General features: G+C 36.7%; 20 protein-coding genes. 9 read left to right on the forward strand and 11 right to left on the reverse strand.

Going from position 1 to position 23,013, the window contains the following annotated elements; translation table 11 throughout:
• Positions 1-79: 79 nt before the first annotated feature.
• Together DEU40_RS11555 and DEU40_RS11560 are read left to right on the forward strand one after the other, a co-directional pair.
• Positions 80-472 carry a DUF3060 domain-containing protein gene (locus tag DEU40_RS11555; RefSeq protein WP_110009976.1) on the forward strand — a complete coding sequence of 131 codons (393 nt, stop codon included), beginning with the start codon at positions 80-82 and terminating at the stop codon, positions 470-472.
• Positions 473-771: 299 nt separating this feature from the next.
• Positions 772-1,797, forward strand: coding sequence for a hypothetical protein (locus DEU40_RS11560; protein WP_110009977.1), 1,026 nt, complete (start codon positions 772-774; stop codon positions 1,795-1,797).
• A 149-nt stretch (positions 1,798-1,946) separates the two neighbouring features.
• Here DEU40_RS11560 and DEU40_RS11565 read toward each other — a convergent pair whose 3' ends face one another.
• Together DEU40_RS11565 and DEU40_RS11570 are read right to left on the reverse strand one after the other, a co-directional pair.
• Positions 1,947-2,195, reverse strand: a complete 249-nt coding sequence (locus DEU40_RS11565) for a NifU family protein (protein ID WP_002977212.1) — start codon at positions 2,193-2,195, stop codon at positions 1,947-1,949.
• Positions 2,196-2,242: 47 nt separating this feature from the next.
• Positions 2,243-3,349 carry an Mrp/NBP35 family ATP-binding protein gene (locus DEU40_RS11570; protein ID WP_110009978.1) on the reverse strand — a complete coding sequence of 369 codons (1,107 nt, stop codon included), beginning with the start codon at positions 3,347-3,349 and terminating at the stop codon, positions 2,243-2,245.
• 150 nt (positions 3,350-3,499) lie between these two features.
• On the opposite strand from DEU40_RS11570, the gene DEU40_RS11575 reads away from it, so the two are divergent.
• Both DEU40_RS11575 and DEU40_RS11580 read left to right on the forward strand, forming a co-directional pair.
• On the forward strand, positions 3,500-3,955 hold the full coding sequence (locus tag DEU40_RS11575; protein ID WP_110009979.1) for a hypothetical protein: 456 nt from the start codon (positions 3,500-3,502) through the stop codon (positions 3,953-3,955).
• Positions 3,956-4,072: 117 nt separating this feature from the next.
• Positions 4,073-6,874, forward strand: a complete 2,802-nt coding sequence (locus DEU40_RS11580) for a GH92 family glycosyl hydrolase (RefSeq protein ID WP_110009980.1) — start codon at positions 4,073-4,075, stop codon at positions 6,872-6,874.
• A 185-nt stretch (positions 6,875-7,059) separates the two neighbouring features.
• Here the strand turns inward: DEU40_RS11580 and DEU40_RS11585 are convergent, their stop codons facing one another.
• The gene (locus tag DEU40_RS11585; RefSeq protein WP_110009981.1) at positions 7,060-7,785 is read right to left on the reverse strand and encodes a phytanoyl-CoA dioxygenase family protein; all 726 of its coding nucleotides are present in this window, start codon (positions 7,783-7,785) and stop codon (positions 7,060-7,062) included.
• A gap of 6 nt (positions 7,786-7,791) precedes the next feature.
• Entirely contained in the window at positions 7,792-9,042 is a 1,251-nt protein-coding gene (locus tag DEU40_RS11590; RefSeq protein ID WP_047434424.1) for a dicarboxylate/amino acid:cation symporter, read from the reverse strand.
• Between the two features lie 220 nt (positions 9,043-9,262).
• Between DEU40_RS11590 and DEU40_RS11595 the strand changes: the two genes are divergently transcribed.
• The 4 genes from DEU40_RS11595 (at position 9,263) to DEU40_RS11610 (ending at position 15,176) form a co-directional block, all read left to right on the forward strand.
• On the forward strand, positions 9,263-9,751 hold the full coding sequence (locus DEU40_RS11595) for a BON domain-containing protein (protein ID WP_110009982.1): 489 nt from the start codon (positions 9,263-9,265) through the stop codon (positions 9,749-9,751).
• A gap of 6 nt (positions 9,752-9,757) precedes the next feature.
• Positions 9,758-10,177, forward strand: coding sequence for an SH3 domain-containing protein (locus tag DEU40_RS11600; protein WP_076596553.1), 420 nt, complete (start codon positions 9,758-9,760; stop codon positions 10,175-10,177).
• A gap of 96 nt (positions 10,178-10,273) precedes the next feature.
• Entirely contained in the window at positions 10,274-13,039 is a 2,766-nt protein-coding gene (locus DEU40_RS11605) for a TonB-dependent receptor (RefSeq protein ID WP_181397963.1), read from the forward strand.
• Between the two features lie 277 nt (positions 13,040-13,316).
• On the forward strand, positions 13,317-15,176 hold the full coding sequence (locus DEU40_RS11610; RefSeq protein ID WP_110009984.1) for a CocE/NonD family hydrolase: 1,860 nt from the start codon (positions 13,317-13,319) through the stop codon (positions 15,174-15,176).
• 238 nt (positions 15,177-15,414) lie between these two features.
• Here the strand turns inward: DEU40_RS11610 and DEU40_RS11615 are convergent, their stop codons facing one another.
• From DEU40_RS11615 to speB, 3 genes are all read right to left on the reverse strand, one after another.
• Positions 15,415-16,023 carry an alpha-ketoglutarate-dependent dioxygenase AlkB family protein gene (locus DEU40_RS11615; protein WP_110010096.1) on the reverse strand — a complete coding sequence of 203 codons (609 nt, stop codon included), beginning with the start codon at positions 16,021-16,023 and terminating at the stop codon, positions 15,415-15,417.
• A 285-nt stretch (positions 16,024-16,308) separates the two neighbouring features.
• Positions 16,309-17,151: a bifunctional helix-turn-helix domain-containing protein/methylated-DNA--[protein]-cysteine S-methyltransferase gene (locus DEU40_RS11620; RefSeq protein ID WP_110009985.1), complete on the reverse strand. Its 843-nt coding sequence runs from the start codon at positions 17,149-17,151 to the stop codon at positions 16,309-16,311.
• Between the two features lie 70 nt (positions 17,152-17,221).
• Positions 17,222-18,079, reverse strand: a complete 858-nt coding sequence (gene speB / locus DEU40_RS11625; protein WP_110009986.1) for an agmatinase — start codon at positions 18,077-18,079, stop codon at positions 17,222-17,224.
• A 225-nt stretch (positions 18,080-18,304) separates the two neighbouring features.
• On the opposite strand from speB, the gene DEU40_RS11630 reads away from it, so the two are divergent.
• A complete protein-coding gene (locus DEU40_RS11630) occupies positions 18,305-18,964 on the forward strand; it encodes an HAD family hydrolase (protein ID WP_110009987.1) in 660 nt (219 codons plus the stop codon).
• A 102-nt stretch (positions 18,965-19,066) separates the two neighbouring features.
• Here DEU40_RS11630 and DEU40_RS11635 read toward each other — a convergent pair whose 3' ends face one another.
• From DEU40_RS11635 to DEU40_RS11650, 4 genes are all read right to left on the reverse strand, one after another.
• On the reverse strand, positions 19,067-20,461 hold the full coding sequence (locus DEU40_RS11635; RefSeq protein ID WP_002977177.1) for a decarboxylase: 1,395 nt from the start codon (positions 20,459-20,461) through the stop codon (positions 19,067-19,069).
• Between the two features lie 122 nt (positions 20,462-20,583).
• Complete coding sequence (locus DEU40_RS11640; RefSeq protein ID WP_110009988.1) at positions 20,584-21,459, reverse strand: tyrosine-protein phosphatase; 876 nt, start codon at positions 21,457-21,459, stop codon at positions 20,584-20,586.
• A gap of 200 nt (positions 21,460-21,659) precedes the next feature.
• Complete coding sequence (locus tag DEU40_RS11645) at positions 21,660-22,307, reverse strand: thiamine diphosphokinase (protein ID WP_110009989.1); 648 nt, start codon at positions 22,305-22,307, stop codon at positions 21,660-21,662.
• Entirely contained in the window at positions 22,297-22,866 is a 570-nt protein-coding gene (locus DEU40_RS11650) for a cob(I)yrinic acid a,c-diamide adenosyltransferase (RefSeq protein ID WP_041461407.1), read from the reverse strand. Before DEU40_RS11650 ends, DEU40_RS11645 begins: the two co-directional genes overlap by 11 nt.
• Positions 22,867-23,013 lie beyond the last annotated feature (147 nt).

Here is a 23,013-nt window from a genome sequence, read left to right on the forward strand (position 1 = left end):
TTAAGATGATTTAACTTTTGAAACACTTGGAAGAAAGCATTTTATATCTATATTTATCCCGAATAAAAAACCAATTCGCATGAAGAATATTAAAACCGCAGGAATTCTTACTTTCCTGTTGCTGGGAACAGCTACTGCTTTCTCACAATCCAGAAAAACAGAATCTACAAAAGGTGTGGAGAAAACCGAAGGCAATAAAGTGGTACATGTAGAAGGTGTAGGACATACACTCAATTATACACTCAGCGGAGGCGTTGTTGAGGTAGAAGGTGGTGATAACAAGCTTACGGTAAAAGGGAGTGCAAAAAAAGTTACAATCTCAGGAACAGGTAACAAAATATACATCGATAAAGTAGACAAAATATCCATGGAAGGTGGTGATAACACCGTTTACTACAGAACTTCAGGAACAAAATCAGGGAAACCGGATGTTTCTATTACAGGAGTGGGAAATAAGGTTGTAAAACAATAAAAAAACATTTTTCGGAATCTGAAAAATCTCATCCTAGACCTAAAGTATCAATTAATTAAAAACCTGCCGGGCTTTAAAAACCCGTCAGGTTTGGTTCACCAAGCTGAACCAAACTTCTTGCTATTAATACAAATAAAAGACAGTCCTTAAAAATTCCTGCTTATAAAATATCTCCTTGTGACCTTTTTCAAATAAAAATCTCAATCAAATTTATTATATTATTTGTATATTTAAATAACATTTTAATATTTAACAGTAAAACCATTTTACAGTTAAAAAACACAAAACCAAAAGAAATCATGAAAAAAGTACTATTGTTCTCATTAAGCTTATTTTTCAGCTTATATTTTGCTCAGGTAGGGATAAACACAAGCTCTCCCACTGCAACTCTTGATGTAAAAGCATTAACAACAGCCACAGCTCCTGCTATTGCTGAGGGATTAATCACTCCTAGATTATCAAGAGCTGACCTTATTGCTAAAGACGGGGCTTATAATTCCCCGCAAACAGGTACCTTAGTATATGTATTAGATACAACAGGTACCCTTACAGTAAAAACAAACAATGTTACTACACCCGGCTACTATTATTTTGATGGAACTATCTGGCAAAAAGTAATTACCTCTGTTCCCAGCGATACCAGTATATATAATACAGATGGTACGATACAAGCAAATCGTACTGTCGCCATGACTAATAAAACATTATCTTTTACAGCAAGTACCCCCAGTGTCAATCAATTTAATATTGATGGCACTACTTTTTCAGTAGATACACAAAATGACAGAATAGGAATCGGGACTTCCGCACCTACTACTAAATTGGATATTAATGGTAATGTGAGAATTGGGACTGCTTCAAGTTCCAATTCATCAACTAATGTTTCTACCCTTGTGAGAGACAACACAACAGGAGAAGTGAAAATTGCTGTTTCATCAACCGGAAATACATCACCGCTAAATTATATTGTTTATACAATTTCTAACGTTAATGGAGACTGGGTTGCTAATTATGACACTAAAATAAGCAGCACAGATTATACTGTGACAGTAGTAGGAAATAGTTTTAACACCTCTTTAAATACTAATACAGGAACAACACCTCCTACTTATGCTCCCGCAAATGTGTTTGCATTTACTTCTGCCGGAACATGGCGTTTATCAGCTGACTATTTAGCCACGGCTACTCCAGGTGGAGTGAATGGAACATGGACAATCTACTGCCTTGTTATCAATAATAGTGTACTTAAAACGCTTACACCAGTGTCTCAAAACTTAGGAGGATTAAATAGTGGAGCAGCAGCTGCACCTCCGGCAGGATTATAATTTTCATTTATTACGTGAAAATATACTCAAAAATTAATAAACCTGACGGGTTTGGTTAAGCTTGGTGAACCAAACTTATTGTTATTAATGCAAATAAAAAGACAGGCCTTAAAAAAAGCCTGTCTTTTTAAAAATATCTCAGATATAATTTACTCTACGTTGATTACCTTTTCGATTTCCGGAGCATGTTGTTTGATTGTATTTTCAACACCCAGTTTTAAGGTTGAAAAATTCAATGAACACCCGGAACAGTTACCTAAAAGTTTTACAAACACCTGATTATCTTTCACATCAATAAGCTCAATATCACCACCGTCTTTATTCAAAAACGGCCTGATGCTTTCCAGAGCTTCCATTACTCTTGTTACTGTATCTTCGTGCGTTATGTTTGTTTCCATATTTTTTCAGTTCAATTCGGTTTCTTCAAATTTTATTGAAATTATTATTATTTTGCTTTTGGCGAGCATCCTGCCATTGTGGAAATCTTCACTGCTTCAGTGGGAGGAAGATTTTTATTTCTTTCCACTAAGCTTTCTACCATTTTTCTGGCAGTTTCTGTGTAGATATCTTCAATTTTAGATCCTTCCTGAAGTGCTGCCGGTCTTCCAACGTCACCTGCTTCTCTGATGCTCTGGATTAGTGGAATTTCACCCAATACCGGAATTCCAAGATCTTCCGCTAAATATTGTGCTCCCTGGTTTCCAAAGATATAATATTTATTGTCAGGAAGTTCTTCCGGTGTAAAATACGCCATATTTTCGATCAAACCAAGCACAGGAATGTTAATACTTTCCATCTGGAACATGGCAATTCCTTTTCTTACGTCTGCCAATGCAACATGCTGAGGTGTACTTACGATGACCGCTCCTGTTACTGGTACTTCCTGGATAATTGACAAGTGAATGTCACCTGTTCCCGGAGGAAGGTCAATTAGAAGGAAATCCAGTTCTCCCCATGCTGCATCTCTGATCATCTGGTTCAAAGCTTTTGAAGCCATAGGACCTCTCCATACTACTGCCTGATTGGCTCCTGAGAAGTATCCTATTGAAAGCATTTTTACTCCATAATTTTCGATAGGCTTCATCAGATTCTTACCATTCACTTCTACAGAAATTGGTTTTTGTCCCTCTGTATCAAACATGGTAGGAACTGAAGGACCGTAGATATCAGCATCCAGTAATCCTACTTTAAAGCCCATTTTAGCCAACGTTACTGCCATATTTGCAGAAACGGTAGATTTCCCTACTCCTCCTTTACCGGAAGCAATAGCGATAATATTTTGAATTCCCGGAATCTGTTTTCCTTTGATCTGACTTTGCTGAATTTCACTAGGCTCCGGAGAAACGATTTTAAGTTTTAAATGAATGTCTTCTCCAAACTCACTGGCAAAAGCCTGTTTCATAGCAGCCTCCAGTTTTTTCTTTTCGTGCATTGCAGGCGAATGGGCAGTCATATCAATATAAACATCGTTACCCATAATCTGAAGATTATTCACCAAATCGTCTACTTCTATTTCTTTAAGGAATTCCTGAACCTTTTCTTTCGTCAACATATAAATATAAATTGTTTACAAATTTACGCATTTTTTCGGTAATTTAGAATCAATAAAATCTATAATATCAGGTGATAAATCAGATCGTTAAAAATTTCTTATTCTGTTTTTTCATTCTGATACCACATCCTCTCCCAGAAAGCAATTGATATGAAAACGACCTCCTATCCTTCCAAATATGCACAGCCAAAAGGAATTATTATTGTTGGAAAAACAAAATTCAAATGGTATGACCTGGCCAATGATCCTGCAGAAGTTTCACAACAGGACATTGAAAATGCCCAAAAGTGTATCGAAAGTGCTGAAGAAAACTTTAAAAACATTGATGATCTCGGATTTGTCATTATGCACCGCTGCGGAAAAAACTATCTTTTACTGGTATGTACATGGCGAAATGAAAACGAATTATGGGAGAGCGTGTATTATGATGGTTCCGGACAATTTGAAATATGGGACAGAAACAAAACCCACCTCCCAACTTATTGTGTCTGGGAAATGGGTATTGTCTATCATGAATCTCAGTCCTGGAAAAAATATCTGGGCTCCGGAAGAGAAGACAAAGATAAAGAGACCTATCTCAATCATTTTTTTGAAGGAGAAGTGTAATTTAAATTCGCTCTGTCTTCTTATGAATGAGATCGTTTTTAACAGGACAAACGGTAATGATCTTTTATTGCATCACTTTTGCTGTTTTTCAATATCTTCGTCTGATAAAATCAGAACATGAAAAAAGGGCTTATTGCATTTTCTATATTTATTACTCAGATCATTTCTGCACAGAGCTATTCCCAATATGTGAATCCGTTTATAGGAACCGGAGGGCATGGCCACACTTTTCCCGGGGCAATCGTTCCATTCGGGATGGTACAGCTTTCTCCCGATACAAGAATTGATGGAAGCTGGGACGGATGCAGCGGATATCATTATTCGGATTCTGTAATCTATGGTTTTTCTCATACTCATCTGAACGGAACGGGAGTTTCCGATTATGGAGATATCATGCTGATGCCTACGATGGGAAACCCAGGTCTGGGCAGCAAGGATTATTCTTCAAGGTTTTCACATAAAAATGAAAAGGCGGCTGCCGGATATTATTCTGTAAAATTAGATAAGAATAATATTGATGTCCGCCTTACTACTACCAGAAGGGTCGGCTATCACGAATATACGTTCAACAACGCAGGCAATGCCAATATTATCTTAGACCTCAATCACAGAGACAAACTTCTGGAAGGGGAAGTAAAGATTATTGATGATAAAACCATTGAGGTTTTCAGAAGAAGTGAAGCATGGGCCACCAACCAGTATATTTACGCCAGAATTGAGTTTTCAAAACCCATGAAAATTTCAAAAAAAGAAGTTAACGGAAAGCAGGAAAACAATCTTTTTACCGGAACAAAACTTGCTCTGGCATTTTCAGCCACCGTTAAAAAAGGAGAAAAGATCAATGTAAAAGTTTCTGTTTCTCCTACAGGATATGAAGGAGCAGGAAAAAATATGCTGGCAGAAGGACAGTCAGGCGATTTTGACATTGTAAGAAAGCAAGCTCAATCTGACTGGGACAAAGAGCTTTCAAAAATTGAGGTGAAATCTGATGATAAAAACAAATTAGCCATTTTTTACACCGCTCTTTATCACGTTTTCACACAACCCAACATCAATATGGATGTAGACGGAAGATACAGAGGCAGAGATAATAAGCTTTATACCACCAATGGTTTTGATTATTATACGGTATTTTCACTTTGGGACACCTTCAGAGGAGCACATCCGCTGATGACTTTAATCGACAGAAAAAGAACTGCTGATTTTATCAATACTTTCATTAAACAATATGAACAGGGAGGAAAACTTCCGGTATGGGAACTGGCTTCCAATGAAACAGAATGCATGATTGGCTACCACTCCGTTTCTGTTATTGCAGATGCAATGGCAAAAGGAATTCAGGGATTTGATTATGAGAAGGCATTTCAGGCAGCAAAAGGTTCAGCCATGCAGGATATTTTTGGATTGAATGCTTATAAACAGAATCATTATATCAGTATAGATGACGAGCATGAAAGTGTTTCGAAAACTGTAGAATATGCTTATGATGACTGGTGTATTGCTCAGATGGCAAAAATTTTAGGCAAAAAAGAAGAGTATCAGGAGTTCATGAAGCGTTCTCAGAACTGGAAAAACCTTTATAATCCAAAAACAGGTTTTATGCAGCCAAGAAAGAACGGAAACTGGTATGAACCATTTGACCCGAGAGAAGTCAACAATAATTATACGGAAGGAAACTCATGGCATTATTCATATTCTGTACAGCAGGACATTCCGGGACTTATTGCGGCTCATGGCGGGAAAGAAAAGTTTGAACAGTTTATTGATGCTATCTTTACTGCTCCTGATAAAACTACGGGAAGAGAACAAGTGGACATCACAGGATTGATGGGCCAATATGCCCAGGGAAATGAGCCAAGCCACCACATTGCCTATCTGTATAATTTCGTCGACAAGCCAGAAAAAACAGATGCGAAAATCAAATACATTCTTGATAATTTTTATAAAAACACCCCTGACGGATTGATCGGAAATGAAGACTGCGGCCAGATGAGTGCATGGTATGTTTTAAGCTCAATAGGAATTTATTCTGTAACCCCGGGATTACCGGAATGGGAAACCACCACTCCATATTTTGACGAAATTAAAATTCACCTTGAAGACGGCACTACAAGAACGATTACAAAAACTACAGGCAGAGCAGAGCTCAAAAAATTAGGTTTCGAAAATGTAAAACCTGCTAAAGATTTTAAATATCCTGAACAGACAGCCTCTCCGGTAATTGCTGCCGACAGAATCTTCGACTTTTCTACCAAAGTTGAAATCACTCCATTAAACCCAAGCGACAAAGTATATTATATGACAATGGATGAGAGTGACAGCAATAAAAGAAAAACATTCTCTACTTATAAAGGCCCGATTTCCATCACCAAAACTACTCAGGTAATGGCTTATGCTGAAAGAAACGGCGAAAAAAGCTCTGTGACAACCGCTCATTTCAACAGAAGACCAAACTATTGGGATATTAATATTCTGTCAAAAGTGACTCCGCAGTACAGTGCTACCGGAAACTTGGCACTTATTGACGGAATCAGAGGAGATGTTAATTGGAGAAAGGGTGAATGGCATGGTTATCAGGGACAAAATTTTGAAGCTATTATTGATCTTAAATCCCCTCAAAACATTAAATATTTATCTTCAACGTACCTTCAGGACAGCAAAGCATGGATTCTGATGCCTAAAAAGGTGGAATATTACGCTTCCATGAACGGAAAAGATTTTGTCCTTCTGAAGACCGTTGACAATACTATTGATCCTAAGGATGAAAAAGTACAGATCAAAGATTTTTCTACAGAAATTCTTCCTACCGAAGCACGTTATATCAAAGTAAAAGCCTACTACTTCGGAAAACTTCCGGAATGGCATCAGGGAGCCGGAGGCGATGCGTATATCTTTATTGATGAGATTGGTATAAAGTAAGGAAGATGGGAGAAGGAAGATGGAAGTTTCTATCTGCCGGAGTACTTTTTAAAGTTGGCTTGAAGAAAGGTTAAAATTAAAAATTTGATAAGTAAACATAGATTAATCTTTAGACTTTCAGAAACTTCCAGCATCCAGCTTCCTACAAAAAAAATCACCCTTCGAAAATTCGAAGGGCGTATTTTTTATCCATTCATTCTTTCCGACCATTGCAGAACTTCCGGAAGTTCTATATCAGAAAACTCGATGTGAATGACTCTTCTTTTCCTTCCGTTCGTTGTTCTGTTAGAACCATGAAGCGTTAAAGGTTTCATCAGCATAATTCCCCCTTTTTCTACGTTGCAGATTTCTTCTGTTTCTACAGTCCAATCAATAGTCTCGGGTCTGTAAATGCCTTTTGCATGAGACTTTGGAACCACTTTCAGCGCTCCGTTGTTTTCATCGGTATCATCCAGATGGATTCTGATGGTATAGATATTTTCCAAAACGTTGAGTGGAGGCTGTACCGCAAACTGATTTTGTTTGGTGGTCCAAGGTCCGAAATTAGCGAGTTCCAACTTCTTATCTACAGAAATAGTAAGATCCTGGTGATAGGCTACATACCAGTTGGAGGTTTCAGGCTTATCAAAATAGATACTTTTAACCACAAAATATTTTTCACCGAAGATTTCTTTCACCACTTTCCGGATGTTTTCATTAAACACAAGATCTTTGATTTCCGGAACTTCTTTTAAGAACTGCCTGATAGCAAAAAGGTCTTCAGACTTTCTAAAATTTTCTTTTGAAGTGTCTATATTTTGCAGCACAACATTGATGTCTTCAAGTTCTTTCTGCGAAAACACATCATTGATAACAGCAAAGCCATATTCTTCAATATGGCTTTTATGATTTTCTAAGTTATGTAAACTCATTGATATTTAAATTTTGTCCAATGGTTCAGTTAACTGCCCTTCCCATTTTGAAACTGCTGTGGTTGCCAGCGTATTTCCAAGTACGTTGGTCATACTTCTACCCATATCACAGAAATGGTCAATTGGTAAAATCAAAGCAATACCTTCTGGCGGAATCCCGAACATTGAACATGTTGCCACAATAATTACCAGGGAAGCTCTTGGAACTCCTGCAATTCCTTTTGACGTAAGCATTAATACCAAAAGCATAGTGATCTGCTGTCCAAGGGTCATTTCGATTCCGTAGATCTGAGCAATAAAGATTGAAGCAAATGTCATGTACATCATACTTCCATCCAGATTGAATGAATATCCTAAAGGTAAAATAAAAGATACTACTCTGCTGTTACACCCGAATTTCTCCAGTTCTTCCACCAATTTCGGGAATACTGCTTCTGAACTTGTAGTAGAGAAAGCAATTAGCAAAGGCTCTTTAATTCTTTTTAAAAGATCAAAAAGACGGTTTCCTAAGATGAAATATCCTACCAGTAAAAGGACCAGCCAGAGAACTCCTATAGCAAAGAAGAAGTCTCTTAAATAAATAGCATATACTTTAAAAATTTCAAAACCATTGGTGGCCACTACCGCTGCAATAGCGCCCAATACTCCAAGCGGAGCAAACCACATGATATACCCTACCATTTTAAGAATGGCGTGAGCAATAATATCAAATAGTTTCACAACAGGCTTAGCGTATTCTTCTCCAAGATTAGCCAAAGCAACTCCAAACATTACCGCAAATACAACAATCTGCAATACCTCGTTGGTAGCGAAGGCTTCAAATAAACTTTTAGGAATCATGTGTTTTACAAAGTCTTCCATGGAAAAACTTTTGCTGCTTTTAAGAAGCTCATCAGCAGAAGCCACATCCTGAATCGGTAATTTTGTAACATGTCCCGGCTCCAGCCAGTTAACAAGGATCAACCCGATAAAAAGGGAAATCAGAGAAGCTGAAATAAACCAAAGCATGGCTTTTGTACCTACTCTTCCAATCATTTTGATATCACTCATTTTGGCAATCCCCACTACTAATGTTGTAAAAACCAATGGAGCAATAATCATCTGTACCAATCTGATAAAAACCGTTCCCAACAGTTTTATGTTTTTAGAAAAGGGTTCTGCACTATCCGGATAGCTCACGTGTACAATACCTCCGATTCCTACGCCCAGAAGAAGGGCAATGATAATTGCTATAAAAAGTTTATTCTGTCCTTTCATATATATAGTTCAATTTGCGCAAATATAATGGTTTTTCAATTGGCAGACGATTTTCTTCTATAGCGTTGAATTTTGCATTAAGTTTTTAATCCCTGAAAATTAAAACCCTGGTTTAGAAAATATTGTAAAAAAATTAAGAAACATTTATTGAATTTTTATTCCTTTGGTACAAATTTTATTATTACATTTGAGTGTATAACAACATTAATAAATATACAATATGAAAAAAACTATTGCAATGGCTGCATTAGCTGTAGCTGTATCTTTCGGTGCTATTTCTTGTAAAAAGAAAGTTTCTGATGCCGACCTTCAGACTCAGGCTACAACTATAGTAACTTCTAATCCCAATGCTTCTGTTGAAGTAAAAGAAGGTGTAGCTCACTTAAGCGGTACTTTCGCAGATCAACAGTCTAAAGACGCAATGATTGCTAAATTAAAAGCTATCAGCGGGGTAAAAGACGTAATGGATATGTCTACTATAGCAGCTGCACCTGCACCTGCACCAGTGGAAACTGCTTCTGCTGTAGATCCTGCTGTTCAGAAAAAAGTTCAGGATGCGGTGAAGGATTTCCCTTCTGTAAAAGTAGAAGTTGTAAACGGACAGCTTACGCTTACAGGAAATGTTTCTGCTTTACAGGCCAGAAAAATCAAAGAATCTGTAGATGCTTTGAAAATCGGAAAGTATAACAACAACCTAATCGTAAAATAATTAAAGATGAGCGAATTACAAGATAAATATTCAAGTGTAGTTTCAGCGGCACAGTCTGCAGGGATTTCCAATCTTCAGGTTCAGGAGCAGGATGGAATTCTTTATGTTTCCGGAAATGCTTCCAATACTGCAGCTAAAGATGCTGTATGGAATGCTTTAGGAGCTATTGATTCTACTTATTCTGCTTCAGATATCAATATTGATGTACAGGTTGCAGGTCTTGCTTCAGGGGCTTCTTTAACAGTGGCTACTGAAGAATCTAATCTTAACATCAGACAGGAACCTTCTACTGAGGCTGCCGTTGTAGGTAAAGCTGCAAAAGGTTCTTCTGTAACTCTTATTGAGCAGACTTCTGATGACTGGTGGAAAGTGAAAAATGCAGATGGTCAGGAAGGATATGCTTATTCAAGATATTTAAGAGCATAATTTTTATTAAAAAATAATAAATTTTCACAAAAAAAACATCGAAACATCCCAGATTTGGGATGTTTTTATATTTTTACGGCTCTGAAAAAAAAACTAATGAAGAAAACTCTGCTGCTATTGACTTTGATGTTCACAGTCATTATTCTGCACGCCCAAAAACTACACATTGACGGAAAAATATCCGATTATGAAAAGAAAGCGATAGAAAATGCCACCGTTTATCTTTTGAAAGAAAAAGACTCATCCATTATCAATTACACAGCTACCAACAAAGAAGGGAAATTTTCTCTGAAAATTGATGACATAAAAGAACCTTCCATTCTTAAAGTAGACGCTGATAAATTATCTTCCTATTCGAAAAAATTTGAAAAAATAAACCTGTCATTATCACTGGGGGATATTCAGCTCGAGAAACAAGGCATTGTGAATACGATTGATGAGGTAAAAATTACGGTTTCTCCGGTAAAAATTAAAAAAGATACTATTGAATTTAATGCAGCCGCAATCAAAGTAAGACCTGACAGTAAAATTGAGGAACTTCTGAAGCAGATTCCCGGTGTAGAGATCAGCAATGAAGGAAAAATTACGGTGAATGGAAAAGAGGTGGATCAAATCATGATCAACGGAAAACCTTTCTTTGATAAAGACGGTAAAATTGCCCTCCAAAATCTACCTGCAGATATCATCAAGAATATCCAGTTTACCACCACCAAAACAAAGGAGGAGGAACTGAGCGGAAAAGCAGCCAAATCCCAGAATACCACTATCAACTTTAATATTGATGAAAAGAAAAATAAAGGTTTGCTGACAAGACTTACGGTCGGCTATGGATCAGACAAGCGGTATGAAGCAAGCGGACTGGCCAGTTATTTTAAAGGGGATACGAAAATAAGTTTGTTGGCTTCTTCCAACAATATCAATTCCCAGGGATTTTCCAGAGATGAGGTTTTTGACAGCATGGGTAATGGCCGGAATGCCTGGATGATGCAGGGAGGATCTGTCTCAACGGTAGGAAATGTAACTTACTTTAACCAGGGAGGTGGTACAAAAGGAATTCAAAGGTCTACGACCATTGGCTTAAACTACAGTGACAAACTTGGAAAAGATGCCGATCTGGATTCCTTCAGTCTAATGCATTCCGATTCTAATACAGAAACAAGGTCTAAAGTTTCAAGGTCTACTCTTCTCCCTGCTTACACGCTTCAGACCAATTCTGAAAGTAACGGAGAAAATGAATCCAAGCAATACAGTTTTGATACTTCAGCCAAAATCAAGCTGGATTCTATGACCAGTATCTATCTTTCTCCGAGATTTACAAAAAACAGCAGTTTCAGTTTCAATAACTCAAGATCCTCTTCTTTAAGGAATGGCAGTCTTCTGAATGAAAGTAATGCGTATTCCAGTAATGATTCGGAAAGCAATTCATTTAATCCATATCTCTATTTTTCAAGAAAATTCAGAAAAAAAGGCCGTTCAATTTCCGCTAATATGAACAGTTCCATTTCAGAATCCAGAAGGGATAATCTGAATCAATCTCAAAACACGTTCTATCAATCCAATGGAATATCAACAGACAACAGGGATCAATTAGCCAAAAATAAAAATCAGAACAGCAGTTTCAATTTCAATGCCGGATATACAGAACCTGTTTCCGATTCGTCCAGTGTAAGTTTTGAAGTGAAATATGAAACCCGATCTACCAGAGACTTGAGGAATGTAAATGATTTTGATAATACAACCGGAGACTACACTAAATACAATCAGCTTTTATCCAACAATATGAAGCAAAGAATTAATCAGATCTCTCCTGAGCTTACATATCAGATTAATAAAAAGAAACTGAATTTCTGGGCTTCCATGAATCTTGATATTTCAGATATGAAGGTAAATTCTATCTATAACGGACAGCAATATGATCTGCAGAAAAATTTTGTACTGCCCCAATATAATGTCAATCTTTACTATCAGCTGAGTGAAGGAAAAACCTTGAACATTTATAACTATTCCAACTTCACCATTCCCACCGCAGAACAATTGACTCCATATAAAGATGAATCCAATCCTTTGATTACGTTTCAGGGAAACCCTGACTTAAAAAACACCTGGACCAACAATCTTTATTTGTATTTCAACAATTATAATAAAGTAAAAGATCTCAGCTACTATTTCAATATCGGCTTTACGTACAGAAATAATGACATCATCAATTTTTCCACCTATGATAATGCAGGGAAACAGGTAATTACTTATGACAACGTAAGCGGAAATAAAAGCATCAATGCCGGCGGAGGTTTTAGTAAAGTATTGAAATGGAAGAATAATAAACTTATTATCAATCCAAGACTCACCATGAATTATGCTTACAATAACGGTTTTATTGACGGACAATCTTTCACCAGCAATTCTTACAATCTAAACCCAGGTCTTAATCTCACCTATGAAATCAAGGATAAAATGACCATCAAACCTTCTTACAGACTTGGATACAGTTTCTCCAATTATACCAATTATAATGTAACGAATGTAAATACAGCCAATCAATCCCTAAAACTGGAACTCACCAATTATATGCTGAAAGGCAATTTCGTATTTGGAAACGATTTTGAATACAATACCAATTCCAATATTGCTCCGGGCTTTAAAAAAGATTTCTACTTCTGGAATACCAGCCTTGGATATTCGTTCTATAAAAAACAGTTTACGGCAAAAGTAAAGGTCTATGATGTTTTAAATCAAAATCAAAGCGTAAGAAGAACGATCACCGATTCTTATTTTGAAGATCGTGAAGATCTCATCCTGAAACGATACATCATGTTTTCCATCAGCATGAAACTGAATAAGTTTGCAGGAAAAAAGAAGTAATAATCACACCATACTTTATATATAATTTTTGATAATGGCCGGATCTTTCCGGCTATTTTTATAGACAACCTGAAATATAATACTGAGCTCCATTACAAGTGAATACGTAATATTCCCCTCCTCCGGAGGGGTGGCGAAAATTCAAAGAATTTTTGACGGGGTGGTTTCCCAAGAAATATCATCATATTACACAGATTAGTAGTAATCACAACAACCTTTTAAACAAGATTTACGAATAAACCTGTTTTTATTTTTAAATTAGCATCAAATTTTTTTTATGAAAATCCATATTTCAGTATTATGTATTCTTTTTTTCATTCTTGGAAAAGCTCAGAAAACGGAACAGAAAGATACTTTCGTTAAAGACAATTTCACCAAGAAAGAATTTTATATTCCAATGCGTGATGGCGTAAAACTTTTCACTGCGGTATATATCCCGAAAGATATATCGAACAAGAACAAATATCCGTTCCTGATGCAGAGAACCTGTTACAGTATCGCACCGTACGGAGAAAGTGAATATAAAACAAAGGTAGGTCCCAACACGTATCTTATGAAAGACAAGTATATTTTCGTGTATCAGGACGTACGCGGAAGATATATGAGTGAAGGCACTTTTACCAATATGACTCCGCAGGTGGAACGCAAGACCAAAAAAGATGTTGATGAAAGTACTGATACTTATGACACCATCGAATGGCTTTTGAAAAATGTGAAAGATAACAATGGTAAAGTAGGCCAATTCGGAACATCATACCCGGGATTCTATACTGCTGTAGGAACGTTGTCACAGCATCCTGCTTTGGTAGCTTCTTCACCACAGGCACCTATTTCTGATTTCTGGAATGACGACTTTCTTCACAACGGAAGATTTATGCTCGGCTATTTCAGAACATTCCCTGTTTTTGGGGTTCAAAAAACGCAGCCGGAGAAACAGGCCTGGTATATGGATTCTTTCATCAAACAGACTTCTGAAGACGGTTTGAAATTCTACAGAGATATGGGTACTCTGAAAGATGGATATGAAAAATATTACAAGAATAATTTCTTCATGACAGAGATTATGAATCATACCAACTATGATGAATTCTGGCAGAAAAGAGGTCTTCTTCCTCACTTAAAGAATATTAATCACGCTGTAATGACTGTCGGAGGATGGTTTGATGCAGAAGATCTTTCAGGACCATTGAATATTTATAAAACCATAGAAAAAACAAGCCCTAAAGCAAAAAATACTATCGTTATGGGACCTTTCTCCCATGGCGGCTGGTCTCAGGAGCAGGGAAAACATTTCCACAGTGAAACGTATTTTGGTGACAGCATTGCTACATACTATCAGAAAAATATTGAAACAAGGTTTTTCAATCATTATCTGAAAGGCAATACCAAAGAAGATGCAGGACTTCCTGAAGCACTGATGTATGACACCGGTGCTAAAGCATGGAAGGAATTCGCTTCTTACCCACCGAAAAATGCTCAGAAAGTGAATTTCTATCTTTCTGATAAAACCCTGAAAAAATCATCCGGACAAGGCTATTCTGAATATTATAGTGATCCTAACAATCCTGTTCTAAGCTCAGATCATTTAAAAGACTTTAACGGTTTCACTCCAAAAAATTATATGTCGGAAGACCAGAGATTTGCTGTAGGAAGACCAGATGTATTAACATTCACTACCGATGTATTGACTGATGATATTACATTTGCAGGAGAGATTGTGGCTAAACTGAATATTGCATCCACGTCTACAGATGCCGATTTTGCAGTAAAACTGATTGATGTTTATCCTGAAGATTTTAAGCCTGCAGAAAAGAAAGAAGGCGTTATCTATGGCAACTACCACCAGATGGTAAGAAGTGAGATCATGCCTGCAAGATTCAGAAATACCAAAGAAAAGGGAGAAGCTTTGGTTCCGAACCAGAAGACGGCTGTTAACTTCAGACTTCAGGATGTAGTTCATACGTTCAAAAAGGGACACAAAATCCAGATTCAGATCAGCAGCACATGGTTCCCGCTTTTCGCCATCAATCCACAGAAATTTATGGATAACCCGAATTTTGCCAATAAAGAGGATTACACCAAAGCATTTATTAAAGTATATGATGACAGCTCCATTGAAGCTGAAATTTTAAAATAAATTGAAAAAGCTGTTCGTTTGAACAGCTTTTTTGTTTTTAGAGCTTGAAGTTTATTTTGGTTTTGGCTAAAGCCGGATGATTTTGTTCTTTTGGTTTAAGTGGGCTAAAGCCCACTTCTATTGATGGAGATGATAAGCGTAATTCTCTAAAGTCTGCGTAAACAGCTTGCCATTAGATAAAGCATCATTGGGACTCCTTCGGAGTGACAAACGTTATGGATAAAATTTCTCTTAAAAACTATTCTTCAATGGTTCTGAAAGTCAGGTTGACTCTTGGAGTTTTCACTTTTGTAGTGGGTGGAAGCCTGTGAAGCCAGTTGTCCTGGGTAGTTCCTTTCATAATTAATAAACTTCCGTTTTCGAGGAATATCTCAACTTTTTCTTTAGTTACTTTATGTTTAAATAAAAATTTTCTTTCGGCGCCAAAAGTCAGAGAAGCAATGGCTCCATGTTTTTTCAGATCTGTCTCGCCATCGCTATGGTAGGCCATTCCTTCACTTCCGTCGTGGTACAAATTAAGCAGACAGGAATTGTAGGTTTCTCCCGACACTTCTTCACATTTTTTCTTCAGCTCCAGTAATTCGGGAGTCCAGAATTTTGCATATTTTGTTCTTTTTGAATAAGTGTATTCAAATGCTTTTTCTCCAAACCAGGCCACTTTTCTTTTGGTTAAAATCAGTTTTCCAAAGATTACCGCCTCATCATTCTCCCACGGAATCTGATTAAGCAGATATTTATAGTAAAAATCTGATTGTTCTTTGGTGAAGACCTTGCCATAATAATGAACGGTTCCATCGTGTGGAAGGATATTTAGGGGATAATCTGATATTTCTTCGAAAAGGCTCATCATCGTTTTTAATTTTTTTTCATTAAACACAAATTACACTAATATTTTTCACAAATGACACGAATTTTCGCATCAATAGAAACGGACTTTAGCCAAAACTTCAATTAATAGTTTTCAGCCACAAAAGATTCTTTCATTAAACACAAATTACACCAATGTTTTTCACTAATGACACGAATTTTTATATCAATAGAAACGGGCTTCAGCCCGTTTAATAAAATACAAGAATCCATTGGCTTTAGCCAAAAACTTAATAATTGCAGAATCCTTTTGTGGTAAAATAGATTACGAGTAAATATGTGAGCCCTCCCAACCCACAATCAACTGTTTCCTATCACTTCCCCATCGGTAGCCACCGAGATGTCCTGTAGACTGAATCACGCGGTGGCATGGGATAAGAAATGCAACCGGATTACTTCCAATAGCCGTTCCCACTGCTCTGGAGGCTTTAGGATTTCCTATTTTTTCGGCTAACGTGCCATAAGTAGACAGTTTACCCATCGGAATAGTCAGCAGACTTTCCCATACTTTCAACTGAAAATCGGTTCCTTTTAAGTGTAGTTTTATTGTGTTGAGTTTTGTCCAGTCTTTATCAAATATGGACAGTGCGTTCTTTTGAAGGGCATCCTGTTTTTCAATAAAAGAAGCATTGGGGAATTTTTGTTTCAGTTCCCCGAATGCTTTTTCTTTATCGTCTTCAAAAGCCATATAGCAGATTCCTTTTTCTGTAGAAGCTACTAAGATATTTCCGAAAGGACTTCCGGAAAAACTGTAATGAATACTAAGGCTTTTTCCTCCGTTTTTATATTCTGCCGGAGACATTCCTTCAATCTTTACAAACAGGTCATGAAGCCTGCTGGTACTTGAAAGTCCTGTCTCATAGGCGGTATCAAACAAGCTTGCTTTTTCTTCCTTCAATAAATTTTTAGCATGTTCAAGACTGATGAACTGTAAAAATTTTTTCGGACTTGTTCCTGCCCAATCTGTAAAGATTTTCTGGAAATGAGCCGGACTTAAGTGAATATTTTCTGCCACTTCCTCCAAACTTGGCTGAAGCCTGAAATTGCTCCGGATATATTCTATCGCTTTGGCAATTCTGTTATAATCTATCTGACTTTGTGTGGACATCATATTATTGTTTTTACCTCACAAATATCCAAAGAATATACGGCAGAAAAAATCCGATTCTTGCGGAATATTAGTTGTTGTTATAAATATCGTAGTAAGCAAGCATTTTGTAATATAACTTTGCAGACAGGAAAGCTGTTGGCTTAGCCATTGGTGAATCCATTAATTCTACAATATCAAATGCTACTACATTACATTTTTCAAATACTTTTCTTAATAATTCCAGCGTTGGATACCATTGTAATCCACCAGGCTCAGGAGTTCCTGTAGATGGGGCAATAGAAGGATCAAAAGCATCTAAATCAATAGTGATATACACATTTCCCGATACTTTTTCCAATACATCATTGATCCAGTTTTCGTTGTTGGCAATTTCGTGAGCAAAAAATACTCTTCCTTCAGGTAAATATTGCGCTTCTTCAATATCCATAGAACGGATTCCCACCTGTACCAGATTATGCTTTTGATTGGCTTCAAAAACAGCACAAGCGTGGTTGGAAGTAGAACCGTGAAACTCTGGACGTAAGTCTGTATGAGCGTCTAATTGAAGTACTGTTAGATTTTCAAATTTTTCTCCTACTGCACGGATAGAACCGATAGAAACAGAGTGCTCTCCACCGAAAAGAGTAAATAATTTACCGTCATTGTCCAAAAGCTCTTTTGTTTTCTGATAAACCGCTTCCGTCATTGCTTCCGGTGAAGAATTTTCCGAAACTTCTCCTGCTAAGTAAACTCCCTGTAAGTAAGGTTCTGTTTGAGTTTCAATATCGTAAAGCTCCATGTTTTCAGAAGCGTTTAAGAATAATTCCGGACCTTTATCAGCTCCTTTCCCCCATGTTGAAGTTCCATCGTAAGGAACAGTTACCAACATTACTTTCGAATTCTCTAACGTTGCGTTTTCCTCGGGAATTCCTGCGTATGTTCTCATGCTTTATTTAAAAATTTTAATGTTTTAAAATTGAAATATTGACCACAAAGATACGAAGAGTTTATGAGTTGGAGAGTAAGAGTGTCGGCGAGTTTATGAGTTACAAGTCTGCTACCTAAAACCTATCATCTATCATCTATCATCTATCATCTATTATCTATCATCTGTTACCTCTTCCCTTTCCACTCTCAACTCAAATAACTATTTTTGTATAAAACTCATTATATGCCTTTAAAAGCTGTACTTTTCGATATGGATGGAGTTATTGTAGATACGGAACCCTTACATAGAAAAGCTTATTTCAAAACTTTTGACGAACTGGAAATCGTAGTTTCCGAGGAGCTGTACACTTCTTTTACTGGTGCTTCCACCAAAAGAGTCTCTGAAACATTGATTAATGAATTTAATTTAGATCAGACTTATGAAGCCATTGCTGGAATAAAAAGATCTCATTTCAAGGATTATTTTTACAATGATGATGAGTTTGATTTAATTCCGGGAGTAAGAAAACTGATAGAGCATTATCATGAAAACGGACTCAAACTGATTCTGGCATCTTCTGCTACAATGGTAACCATCAATATGGTTTTTGAAAAATTCGGACTGGAGCAATATTTCAGCGGAAAGATCAGCGGTGCGGATTTAAAAGAATCAAAACCTCATCCTGAAGTTTTTTTACTGGCCGCTGAAATGGCAGGAGAACCTGTTGAAAACTGTATGGTTATTGAAGATTCCACCAACGGAATTTTGGCTGCGCACCGTGCAAAAATCTTTTGTGCAGCATACAGAAGCCCACATTCAAAAAATCAGGATTATACGTTGGCAGATACTGTGGTTTCAGATTATGAAGAATTAGAACTGGATAAGATTTCAAAATATTTTTAAATAAAAAGCTCTCAGTTTGTCTGAGAGCTTTGTTTTGGCTAAAGCCAATGTAATTTATTATTCTTGATGAAACGGGCTAAAGCCCGTTCCTATTGATATAAATTATTTATAACCAAGAAGTTTCAATACATCTTCCGGTTCCTGTTTCTCACGGAAAATCTCATATTGTAATTCACCGTTTTCATCTTTCTGAATCAGGACGTGTCTCGGCTGAGGCATCAGACAGTGATGTACTCCGCCATATCCTCCGATTGTTTCCTGGTAAGCTCCGGTATGGAAGAATCCGATATACAAAGGTTTTGTATCACTGAAAACAGGTAAATAAATGGCATTGGTATGCTGTTCAGAGTTATAATAATCATCCGAATCACAAGTCAGTCCTCCCAAGAATACTCTTTCATACGTATCTTCCCAACGGTTAAGCGGAAGCATGATAAAGTGTCTTGAAATGGCCCATGTATCAGGAAGAGTGGTCATGAAAGAAGAATCAATCATATTCCATTTTTCTCTGTCGTTCTGACGTTTCTGAGAAATGATTTTATAAAGGTTGGCCCCACTTTCCCCTACGGTAAAGCTTCCGAATTCAGTATAAATATTAGGCTCTTCTACTCCTTCCTCTTCACAGAATTTTTTGATCTGAGAAACGATTTCTTCCACCATGTACTGATAGTCATAATCAAAATTCAAAGAAGTTTTGATTGGGAATCCACCTCCGATGTTCAGTGAATCCACTTCCGGAGCGATTTTTTTCAGACGTGCATATACACGAAGACATTTATACAATTCATTCCAGTAATATGCTGTATCCTTAATCCCTGTATTGATAAAGAAATGAAGCATTTTCAATCTTGCGTTCGGATGTTCCGCGATCTTCTGGCTGTAATAAGGAATAATATCTTTATATCCGATTCCTAATCTTGAGGTATAGAATTCGAACTTCGGTTCTTCCTCTGATGCAATTCTGATTCCGATATCAAAAGTGGAATCAATACTTTCAGTAAGCTTATCCAGCTCTCTGTAATTATCAAGAATCGGCGTAATATTTTCAAATCCGCTATTGATCATATCTGAAATCTTTGCCAGATAATCATCGGTTTTAAAACCATTACAGATCACTTCGATATTCTTATCTACCTTACCCTTCTCATAAAGAGATTTTACGATATCCATATCATAAGCTGAAGATGTTTCTATTGAAATATCATTCTTCAGAGCTTCTTCCAATACAAAATTAAAATGACTGGATTTTGTACAATAGCAGTAGGTATAATTCTTTTTATATTCGGTTTTCTCAAAAGCTTCTTTAAACCAGCCTTTCGCTTTCTGAATATTTTGAGAAATTCTCGGCAGGTAGCTAATCTTTAGCGGGGTGCCAAATTGTTCAACAACATCCATTAACGGAATATCGTGAAACAACAAATTGTTCTCAGAAACATTAAATTCCTCCGTAGGAAAATATAATGTCTGATCAATAAGTTCCGAGTACTTTATTTTCATTTCTAAACAAGTGAATTAAGAAATGCAAAATTGCTAAAAAACTTTCATTTTTAGGTGTTAAAATTATTATAATTTTAAATAAACACCCAATATTGAATCCCAGAAAAATTTATCTCTGATAATCAATACGTAAACTTCTGAATGTATTCTTTTCTTCTGGCATCTGAAATCCCTAATACCTGCTGAATATAGACATCTGTAGAGCCATATTTTTTATTGATCTCTTCAAAAGCCGCATCAAGGTATCTTTTTTCTACCCAGCTGAGTTTTTCCAGCACCTGTAAATCCATTTTCGGATAGAGGAAATGTAAAGTACTGGCAAGGCGTAATCTTTTTTGAACAAGATTTTTTCTGTAGTTATTGGATAAAAGATATTCATTATAAATAGTCTCTTTATCAAACTTCAGAATGGCAAGAATTAGTGCGGTGGTAATTCCGGTTCTGTCTTTTCCTGCGGTACAATGGTAAAGGATAGGATCTTTGGATTCCAGTATTTCCGTAATAATTCTTTTTATCATTTCCGGATTTCCGGTAACGTACTCGCGGTAAAAATCGATCATTCTTTTATCAGCATCGGAAGCATTTACTTTACCTTTAAGAACAAGTTTTTTGGCCTGAGCCAGCTGATCTCCTTCATCTTCAAATGCTGAGAAGTTTTTGTAAACATTTTCTGAAGGCAGCTGATCGGGCTTTTGAGCAATTTCCCTGGAGTTTCTGAGATCAATAATTTCTTTAATCCCCAACTTTTCAAAATCGTCGAAAGATTTCTTTTTAAGCTTATGAAGATGGGCACTCCGGTAAAATTTCCCTTCTTTTAAAGTTCTTCCATCTGTATTTTTGATATTTCCTACCGTACGGAAATTGGTTACTTTCTTGATCGGAATCACTTTCTCAGTTTCATTTTTACCATATTCAGGTGTTTCAAAATGCTGTGTTTTGCATGAGAAAATACAGCATAATGAAATGGTGAAAACTGATATTCTGATTAGTTTATTCAATGGTTTTTAATAAGTTTTGGCTGAAGCCAATGGATTCTTGTATTTTATTAAACGTGCTTCCTTCGTTTAAGTTCAGGATTATTGCCCGTTCCTATTGATATAAAATTAGTGCCATTTGTGAAAAACATTGGTGTAATTTGTGTTTAATGACAGTCTTTTTTTACAATGGGTAAAGCCCATTTCTATTGATAATCATCACTCTAATAAATTGCCGGATATTCAATCTCCTTGATCCCTACAAAAAACAAGACATCTCCTGATTCATACTCTATAGAAACCTCATCTTCAACAGCGAAATTCCGGGTTCCTATTCTTGAGGTAATGCTAAGGCTTTCATTAGTCAAAGGCCAATTGAGACCTTTTGTCGTGATATTATGCACTGATGGAAACGGATAAAGAGAAATCATCCTGTTTTTCGCTCCTTTCAATGTAAAATGATTGGGAATGAAATAATATTCTGAAAACTCATCATAAAATTTAATATTCATCAGGTCTTTGAATGCAAAAGCAACGGTAAGATTCCCAAGAAAATGATCCTGTTCACCACCGCTTCCTCCAAAAACATCGACCTCTGAAAAACCTTTTTCCTGAATAATTTCCAGCGCTTTATGAAAATCTGTTTTTTCCTGATCTAATGTAAGGATGAATTTTTCCTCATACATATCTTCATCTGATCCGGAGTGCGAATCAAAATCGCCAGATATAAAAGCCAGCTTATCCAAAGGAAATCCCATTCTTTTTAAATAATGAAAGGCACCGTCTGTGCAGGCAATCAATTCATAATTTTCGGGGTTGGGTAATGATTTTGGAGCATCTCCGTTGATGAAAAGTAATGTTTTATCTTTCATTCGGGTTCCAGTATTCTTCCGGTTCGTTGTTCAGTTTTGAAATATATCTGGCCAATACAAAAAGATAATCTGAAAGCCTGTTTAAATATTTAATCAGTTCGGGACGTACTTCCTCAGATTCATTCAGGAATACCAGTGAACGCTCTGCTCTTCTGCATATTGTTCGGGCTGCATGTAAAAAGGTCGCCGGTTTACCTCCTCCAGGCAGAATAAAATACTGAAGCGGTTCCAGTTTTTCGTCAAAAGCATCCATCCATTGTTCCAGTTCTTCAATTTCTGTTTCTGAAATAATGATCGGAAGACGGGATTTTCCATTGGCAAGCATCAGCTTATCCACAGGTGTTGCCGCCTCTGAACCTACAGTGAATAAATCAAACTGTATTTTCTTCAGCTGTCTCAGCACTTCTTCATCTTCGATATGGCTTTTTGCAATTCCGATGAATGAATTCAGCTCGTCTATATTTCCATAACTGTCTACTCTTGCACTGGCTTTGGAAACTCTTGTTCCGCCGTACAATGCAGTCTGACCTTTATCTCCTGTCTTTGTATAAATTTTCATAGTACTAAAATACCTTTTTTTATACAATGTAAAAAGTAAAATTTAGTAATAACTTCCTGTTCTATCTTAAAAAATAAAACTGACATTAGAAATTAATGTCAGTTAGTATTTGCGTAGATCGCTTTTATATCTTTTATGGTTAATTTC

Origin of the sequence: Chryseobacterium sp. AG844, from assembly GCF_003182335.1 — a bacterium.
Taxonomy (GTDB): domain Bacteria; phylum Bacteroidota; class Bacteroidia; order Flavobacteriales; family Weeksellaceae; genus Chryseobacterium; species Chryseobacterium cupriresistens.

Coding starts and splice junctions, on each gene's coding strand:
- DEU40_RS11560 (WP_110009977.1), top strand. CDS start 772: ATGAAAAAAGTACTATTGTTCTCATTAAGCTTATTTTTCAGCTTATAT.
- DEU40_RS11565 (WP_002977212.1), bottom strand. CDS start 2,195: ATGGAAACAAACATAACGCACGAAGATACAGTAACAAGAGTAATGGAA.
- DEU40_RS11595 (WP_110009982.1), top strand. CDS start 9,263: ATGAAAAAAACTATTGCAATGGCTGCATTAGCTGTAGCTGTATCTTTC.
- DEU40_RS11650 (WP_041461407.1), bottom strand. CDS start 22,866: ATGAAAATTTATACAAAGACAGGAGATAAAGGTCAGACTGCATTGTAC.
- DEU40_RS11590 (WP_047434424.1), bottom strand. CDS start 9,042: ATGAAAGGACAGAATAAACTTTTTATAGCAATTATCATTGCCCTTCTT.
- DEU40_RS11645 (WP_110009989.1), bottom strand. CDS start 22,307: ATGAAAGATAAAACATTACTTTTCATCAACGGAGATGCTCCAAAATCA.
- DEU40_RS11635 (WP_002977177.1), bottom strand. CDS start 20,461: ATGAAAATAAAGTACTCGGAACTTATTGATCAGACATTATATTTTCCT.
- speB (WP_110009986.1), bottom strand. CDS start 18,079: ATGAGAACATACGCAGGAATTCCCGAGGAAAACGCAACGTTAGAGAAT.
- DEU40_RS11570 (WP_110009978.1), bottom strand. CDS start 3,349: ATGTTGACGAAAGAAAAGGTTCAGGAATTCCTTAAAGAAATAGAAGTA.
- DEU40_RS11615 (WP_110010096.1), bottom strand. CDS start 16,023: ATGAGCCTTTTCGAAGAAATATCAGATTATCCCCTAAATATCCTTCCA.
- DEU40_RS11555 (WP_110009976.1), top strand. CDS start 80: ATGAAGAATATTAAAACCGCAGGAATTCTTACTTTCCTGTTGCTGGGA.
- DEU40_RS11575 (WP_110009979.1), top strand. CDS start 3,500: ATGAAAACGACCTCCTATCCTTCCAAATATGCACAGCCAAAAGGAATT.
- DEU40_RS11620 (WP_110009985.1), bottom strand. CDS start 17,151: ATGTCCACACAAAGTCAGATAGATTATAACAGAATTGCCAAAGCGATA.
- DEU40_RS11585 (WP_110009981.1), bottom strand. CDS start 7,785: ATGAGTTTACATAACTTAGAAAATCATAAAAGCCATATTGAAGAATAT.
- DEU40_RS11605 (WP_181397963.1), top strand. CDS start 10,274: ATGAAGAAAACTCTGCTGCTATTGACTTTGATGTTCACAGTCATTATT.
- DEU40_RS11600 (WP_076596553.1), top strand. CDS start 9,758: ATGAGCGAATTACAAGATAAATATTCAAGTGTAGTTTCAGCGGCACAG.
- DEU40_RS11610 (WP_110009984.1), top strand. CDS start 13,317: ATGAAAATCCATATTTCAGTATTATGTATTCTTTTTTTCATTCTTGGA.
- DEU40_RS11580 (WP_110009980.1), top strand. CDS start 4,073: ATGAAAAAAGGGCTTATTGCATTTTCTATATTTATTACTCAGATCATT.
- DEU40_RS11630 (WP_110009987.1), top strand. CDS start 18,305: ATGCCTTTAAAAGCTGTACTTTTCGATATGGATGGAGTTATTGTAGAT.